Here is a 6730-nt window from a genome sequence, read left to right as displayed (position 1 = left end):
ATTTCGCTATTGCGATCATTGCTTTCAGTCTTGGGTACTCCATTGCATATTTTGATGCAATGGAGGTTATGGCTAATTTTCAAAGTCTTTGCAAATCGCCTTTTTCTTTTAACTAGGGGTTTCTATGCCGTCACTCTGGGGTTACATAATTAAGCCAGCTCTTTTGGGCGCATCAATATTTGCTATTGGTTTAGTCGTTATTGTTTTGCTATTTAGTCCTAACTAAAACTGCGCACAATATATATTATGTTAAATATAATCTGTCTATCAATTAATACATCGACACACCTGTGTTCGTGGCCACTCAGAATGAGATTTCGCGGCAGACTGAGATTTGCTTTTTTCCGCCAGAAATTTTCTGGGCCATCTTACCTGCTCTTATTTGAGTATTGGTACGATTAACTAAGTTTGGTGCTTGGGGACTAGATGATGGTTTGTTGCTATTTGCTGGTAAATGGAAAATGCAGTTTTTATGTCGCGTCGCTACGTGAATTCTTTAGAGTGTTGGCTGGCATAGCCCTCAATTATTTACGTAGCAACGCGTTCTTTTTGACTGGTATCAATATTGACAATCTTCATAGGTCAATTGCAGACTGATGGCGTTCAAGTAAATATCTTGGAAATTTCGGCTAAATGACTTTGTAGTCCGTTTATGCCGACTAACTGATAAATATATACATCGTCTGCCTGGGACTCATTTGATAATTGTTCAGCACTTAAGGAATGCTTTGCGCTGGTGATGATGAGCCAGTCCATGTTTGGCCCACCGATGGCAATACTGGTTGGATTGGTTACGGGTAATGTCAGAGTAAGATCAACTTGGCCGTTGGGACGATAACGCACCACTTGGCCGCCACCCCATTGAGCGTTCCAAATATATCCAACGGCATCGACTTCAGAACCATCAGGGAAAATCATTTGCTCTGTTGTGACAAATGAACGCTTATTGCTGACTGATGCAGTGTTTGGATCAAAATCATATTGAAAGATTTTATGTTTTGGTGAGTCGGCATGGTACATAGTCAGTCCATCTGGACTCCAGCAGAGTCCATTTGAAATGCTGATGTTCTCGCACACTTTTAAGCATTGGCCTTGATGAACTATGCAGTAAAGTGCCGCATCACAACTTGAATAAGAGGGTTCGCCGGGATTCTGGAAATTTCCGCCAAATCTAACTTAATTAATTGTTATTATTAAACATTGACTAACTTTACATTTTTGGCGCGTTGGGCAAATTTAGCCGACTTCGTAAACAAAGCGCTTACCATCAACGCCTGCTCTTATCTTAGAAATGAACTCGATTAGGACCACACCATCTAACGCTGCAGAAAATAGATCTGGTGAATTACGGGCAATTTTCATAATGCTATCGGCAAATCGATTATCATTAGTTATCTGCCACCAATCCATCAGTAATTGGAGCCTCGTTGAATTCGAGGCATCGTTATATTCAAGCGATTCTGGTTCATCTGTTTTCCGCCTCCAAGTTGGGCGCGTTTCAATCATTCCCACTCAGTTTGATCAGAGCGCAGCGTAGGTACGTCCGCCAACAGCCATTGGTTAGGTAGACACTCACCAAAGTCATGACTTAGACCCCAGAAGATAATCTACCGTTGCTGACATAACGAGGCCACCGTCTTGCTATAATGCCTCTAGTTTGCACCTGAGGACACCATAGCCCTTTCCGGCCTTTGGCGGACTCTTTCCTACGGCTGTGACACGAACGCTCAGTTGGTTAGGAAGGGTAACTGGACGATGCCAGCGGACACTCTCCATACCTGATACTCCTGTCATGGAGGTGTGGACGAGAAAACCATCGACAACGATAGAAGCCGTTAACGAGATGGTATGCAAGCCGCTACACTTACCGATTACATCGAGCACTCCCTGGAGCAGTTATCTTACGTTAACTTCGATATAAATAGCCCTCCCCCCCTGAAGGCCAAACTTAGCTAGAGGTAAATTACCGGATGCTTATGGTTAGGCTACGACTCCTTACGACACTAAGCCTTAGTGCCACAAGCTTTTAAGTAGCCATCGATAACACTCACGCCAATTTGACGTTCTGAAAAACATTCAAGCTGTAATTTTGTCAGGCTGTGCCGTCATTTGTACCGTAACTTAGGTAGCTAACATATTTTGGTGTAATGACATGAATTCTTTGTACTCATCACAACAGCTAGAAAGGTGACTAGCAGTGCCATCACCAATGATCTTTCCCTTCGACATAAACAGTACTCGGTCCGCATTCGCAATCGTATTTAGGCGATGCGCTATGGTCAAAGTTAGAGAACCGTGGCTGGCCGCTGCAATTGCGCTTTGGATTTGATGTTCATTCTTCACATCAAGTGAATTGGTGGCCTCATCGAGCAGTAACACATCTGCGCTTTTGTACAAGGCTCGCGCCAATGACAATCGCTGTTTCTCACCACCAGACAACTTGTTTGCACCATCACCAACTGTTGTATTCCATGCGTGAGGTAAGCGATTAATAAAATCTAGACATTCCGCTTTTCGAGCCGCTGTTTCAATTTTGCTTGAAAAATTGACCTCTTTCCCGAACGATATATTTTCAAGAATCGTTCCATCTAAAATAAAATGCTCTTGCAGCACAACCGAAAATCGTTCGCGGAGCATTGCACTAGATAGATCATTAATATTAACGCCGTTTACCAAAATCTCACCGGATGTCGGCAAATAGATTTTTAGTAGCAATTTGAATAAGGTTGACTTTCCTGCCCCAGAGTTACCAATTAGTGCGATATTTTCACCAATAGTAAAAGTTACAGATACATCGTCTAATGCTTTTTCAGTTGTATTCGGATAGGTAAAAGAGACATTATGGAACGCAATACTAACGACATTTTCAATAGGCGAAAGAAGGCTCTCCAGGCGAGTAGCTTGAGCGGACATAAGAAGTTTATTGATACGAGCCATCGAACTTTGCGTCCGTTTATACTTGGCAAAAACTCCACTTATTGATGCAAAAGACATGGCAACCATAAGCAGCACACCCATAAAGGAAGTTAATTCGCCAATAGTCATGATTTGAAAGTTAACGAGCTCAAGGCCATATAATGCTATAGAAGCCAATCCACCAAATACCATCAAAATCAATAAACTAGACATCAAGGATTCGATACGTAAGAGGTAAGTGCTTTTCACCAAAGATAAATTGACATTGCCGTTGAATTTGTGTGTTAGGGTTGCCTCAGCATTAAAACATTTAATAACTTCTAAAGATTGAATACTTTGCGTAATTGCGCTACTCATGCGGTCATTAACTTCTTGCACATCTCTCGCATACAAACCAATTTTTTTACCGGTCAGTAATAATACAGCAAGCGCAATCGGACAGATCAATAAAGAGCACAGTAGTAACTTCCAGCTCATCATTGCCATCATGACAATGCCGACAACAATCGTCAGTCCACCACGAAGAATCTGCGACAATGAGCTACCGTAAAACTGTTTAATCACCATGGTGTCATTAGTTAACAGTGAAACGTAAAATCCGGTTTCTTTTTCACTTAAGACATAATAAGGCATCCGCATGATTTGTGCGTATAGGTCAGCTTGCAATCGACACCGAACCCGTTCTCCCAATAGCTCCATAGTGTACTTTCGTAAGCCAGTACACACACCAAGCAACACCAGAATACCTAAACTAACAGGATATATATCAATAACGTATTGATATGAGCCACTTTCAACCAGCTCTCCAAAATGGACGAAAACAAATAAGGATAGTAATGAAGAGCTAATGATGAATAGCAGCCCTACGACAAGAATCACATACTGACGTTCAAGTAAACTGATGGTCGTAACTTGCTTGCTATACATCTACAGCTCCTTTGAGCATATTGTTCAAATACCACTGAAACCAAGACTGGGTACCTTGTTCAAACTGGCTAAGTCGACCAGAAGGGTATGGTTTACTCATCGCACTACTGCCTACATTTAAGTAGGCACCGATATCCTCCCCGGCTATGTGTTCAATTGAACTTCTTAATTGCGGCAATCTCACGCTCATAGCCTCATCGGCAATAATCTCTGGAAGGCCCAAAATATGGTAATGAGCACGGGTATAGAGTCGCTCTACAATCTCGAGCTCTATCCAGATAACAAAATCTGGTGTCAAACCGATCAGCAGCATCGGATACAACTGAAAGTTACAAGTATTTGCAGCAGTATTTTTAAGATTGAACCGGGGCTGGGGAAAAAAAGTCCGTTCAGCATCAAAGGAGGGATAATTTGAAGCATTAAATTGTTCAGTGGCTCGCCAGTGGCTCCGCTTAAAATCAATACTATCGTATATAGAATCTTTGTGCGTCCCTATCACATGATAAGATTCGCCAAAATTATCGATAACACTCTTCCAGTTGAACGCTCCTTCGAAAGTAATTTTGTCAGCTAAGGGGACCAACTCAGATAAACGGTAATCCTGCAATTCGGCATTGACGCTGTCGGTATTAAACATCTCGATATCGGCATCACCAGATAAGTTGACAAAAATCCAGCCTTGCCAAACCAAGCAGCCGTATCGATGCAACCCTTGGCAGTCTTTTTTCTCCATAAACGGCGCGCCAATTAAACTCCCATCAATCGAGAATTTCCAAGCATGGTATGGACAACGATGATGCTTGCCGACGCCGACGCCATCGGCAATCACTGCACCTCGGTGGGGGCATATGGCAGAATATGAATAAAACTGATTAGCCTTATCTAACGCAATAATCACTTTATGATTGAGTATATTATAAGTTTTATAAGAGTAAGCCGTTTCAAAATCACTCACTCTAGCCAACGCTACCCAGTGCTTCTCCAAATAGGCTGTTTCCAGCTCAAATACATTTGTGTCAAAGTAGAATCGACGATCTAAAGCGTACCCTGATTTTAGCCGTTGTTTAGCTGTTTTAAGCCAATCCATAATTTTACCCATTTATACATAGAGACAAAAAAAGGAGAGGTACGCTCTCCTTAGCAACTAAACAGTTAGTGTCAAATTATTGCTCGAATTGGTGACCCCAAGTCCAGTTAGTAATCTCGTGCTTAGGCAGATTTTTCATTCTTTCTAACGACTGACAAGTTAGGACAAGCTTAGCATCTGATTTAACTAAACCAGCAAGTAATTTCGCTTGAGACAGTTGTTGTTCAATATTTTGATCACTTAACGTTTCGTTATTTTTTTCAATAGTTAACATAGTATTTCCTTTTTATTGAGTGTAATTCCCTAACAGACTACCTGTGAGAATTATGGTATACAGAAACTAAGGACGTGATAGCCCAAACTCTCTATATTTTTGCTCCATCAAGTTAAACAGAGGCGCGACTCCACAGCACAAATATTCATCCTCTTCCTTGAATTTATTCTTAAGGTTAACAAGACGATCATGCGGGCATCCCCCTTGACATAGGTGATACCAATTGCACTGTTTCATGCGTGTTTGTGCCGACTCAGCTTCCTGTAAGCCGACTTGATGGTAATCTGATTTATCCAGTAATTGCCCGAGTCCTACTTTGGTGACATCACCGTGTCGAGAGTCTTTATCTCCGACATACTTGTCGCACGGTGCGATCACACCATTTGACTCCAAGGTAAAGATTTCCGTTGAACAATTACCGCTCCAATAACAATTTGTCGTTGTAGTCTCTCGCTGTTCAATAACGTCAAGCAAATCAGTAAAAATGCGCACGGTAATCGTCTCTCTATAATGCGCAAACCACTCTTGGTAGATTTCGCACAGAAAGACAATAAAATCGTCGTAATTCACAAACGCTTTTCCTAAGGTGCAAGGCGCCTGACTGTTATCGGGAACTAAGTTAAGAAAATCAATATTATAAAAACCAATTTCATCAAAATATTGTAATAGCTTGGCTGCAGGTATGGCTCTAACTTTTTCATCCACCACGACCAATCCACCAAAACTAATACCATGCGCTCTCAATTGACTTATGCCATGCGCGACCTTGGCCGATGTGCCTTTGCCATGTCGATCGAGTCGGCGGAGGTCATGAACTTCTGGAGGGCCATCAATACTAATGCCAATGCCCACTTTGGCTAAAGATAAAAACTCCAACCACTCTTCAGTCAGCATGGTTGCATTTGTCTGCAAAGAATTACCAATCGTGATCCCAGGACGTCTAAATTGTTGTTGCAGCCAGATAAGCTTCTTGAAATAACTCGGCGGAAGCATGGTGACTTCACCACCATGCCAAACAAAATCGTACCTAGTCACACCCTCTATGTTTAATAGGTTCTTAATCGATTCTGCTTGCGTTCTAAAACTCATAACATTACCAGGCCCTTCAGCCCAAGCATTGCAATAAGTACAGCGTAAATTACATAAACGAGTAGCTTTAACCACGACTACGGCCTTACCTGCACCGGTACTGTCCGACCGAATAGGCTTACTCGCCACATCGTAAAAAATCGCCAATTCATCTGCGTTTAAAATCGACTCAGGGGTTCCCCCTGTGTCAGGATTGTTGTCACCCCTAAATAATCATTATGTTTAAAGACAGGGTGCGGCAAAAGAGAACGATATGGCTCGGTATTCACCAGAACGTAAAGAGGCGATCCTTAAAAAATTATTACCTCCTCACAACTTAACGGTCGCAGAGGTCGCTCGGGAAGAAGGCATCGCGGTGCAAACCTTGTATCATTGGCGAGATATTGCCAGAAAAGAAGGTCGCCCCGTGCCAGGTAAAACATTAACAAACATTAACA

General features: G+C 42.1%; 6 protein-coding genes and 1 pseudogene. 1 reads left to right on the top strand and 6 read right to left on the bottom strand.

The window, feature by feature from the left end; all coding sequences use genetic code 11:
• Positions 1 to 603: 603 nt before the first annotated feature.
• The 6 genes and pseudogenes from L5M38_RS23470 to L5M38_RS23445 form a co-directional block, all read right to left on the bottom strand.
• Positions 604 to 1137: pseudogene (locus L5M38_RS23470) on the bottom strand (SMP-30/gluconolactonase/LRE family protein); the annotation flags it as partial.
• A gap of 99 nt (positions 1138 to 1236) precedes the next feature.
• On the bottom strand, positions 1237 to 1506 hold the full coding sequence (locus L5M38_RS23465; RefSeq protein ID WP_218738438.1) for a hypothetical protein: 270 nt from the start codon (positions 1504 to 1506) through the stop codon (positions 1237 to 1239).
• 615 nt (positions 1507 to 2121) lie between these two features.
• Positions 2122 to 3843 carry an ABC transporter ATP-binding protein gene (locus L5M38_RS23460; protein ID WP_218738440.1) on the bottom strand — a complete coding sequence of 574 codons (1722 nt, stop codon included), beginning with the start codon at positions 3841 to 3843 and terminating at the stop codon, positions 2122 to 2124.
• Positions 3836 to 4930, bottom strand: a complete 1095-nt coding sequence (locus tag L5M38_RS23455) for an aromatic ring-hydroxylating oxygenase subunit alpha (RefSeq protein WP_218738441.1) — start codon at positions 4928 to 4930, stop codon at positions 3836 to 3838. The genes L5M38_RS23460 and L5M38_RS23455 overlap by 8 nt, the downstream gene beginning before the upstream one ends.
• Before the next feature lie 76 nt (positions 4931 to 5006).
• On the bottom strand, positions 5007 to 5204 hold the full coding sequence (locus L5M38_RS23450) for a hypothetical protein (protein WP_218738442.1): 198 nt from the start codon (positions 5202 to 5204) through the stop codon (positions 5007 to 5009).
• Positions 5205 to 5270: 66 nt separating this feature from the next.
• Positions 5271 to 6368, bottom strand: a complete 1098-nt coding sequence (locus L5M38_RS23445; RefSeq protein ID WP_263180471.1) for a radical SAM/SPASM domain-containing protein — start codon at positions 6366 to 6368, stop codon at positions 5271 to 5273.
• 178 nt (positions 6369 to 6546) lie between these two features.
• Here L5M38_RS23445 and L5M38_RS23440 point away from each other — a divergent pair.
• Positions 6547 to 6730, top strand: a 184-nt coding sequence (locus L5M38_RS23440; RefSeq protein ID WP_263180469.1) for a transposase, incomplete at its 3' end; no start/stop codon positions are given.

Source organism: Shewanella sp. SM101, from assembly GCF_025654465.1.
GTDB classification, from domain to species: Bacteria; Pseudomonadota; Gammaproteobacteria; order Enterobacterales; family Shewanellaceae; genus Shewanella; species Shewanella oncorhynchi.
The sequence above is the reverse complement of the archived record's forward strand: the minus strand, read 5'-3'. Positions and strand labels throughout refer to the sequence as shown.

What these genes read in the sequence shown, in the direction of transcription:
- L5M38_RS23465 (WP_218738438.1), bottom strand. Translation starts at nt 1,506, where the DNA reads ATGATTGAAACGCGCCCAACTTGGAGGCGGAAAACAGATGAACCAGAA.
- L5M38_RS23460 (WP_218738440.1), bottom strand. Translation starts at nt 3,843, where the DNA reads ATGTATAGCAAGCAAGTTACGACCATCAGTTTACTTGAACGTCAGTAT.
- L5M38_RS23455 (WP_218738441.1), bottom strand. Translation starts at nt 4,930, where the DNA reads ATGGATTGGCTTAAAACAGCTAAACAACGGCTAAAATCAGGGTACGCT.
- L5M38_RS23450 (WP_218738442.1), bottom strand. Translation starts at nt 5,204, where the DNA reads ATGTTAACTATTGAAAAAAATAACGAAACGTTAAGTGATCAAAATATT.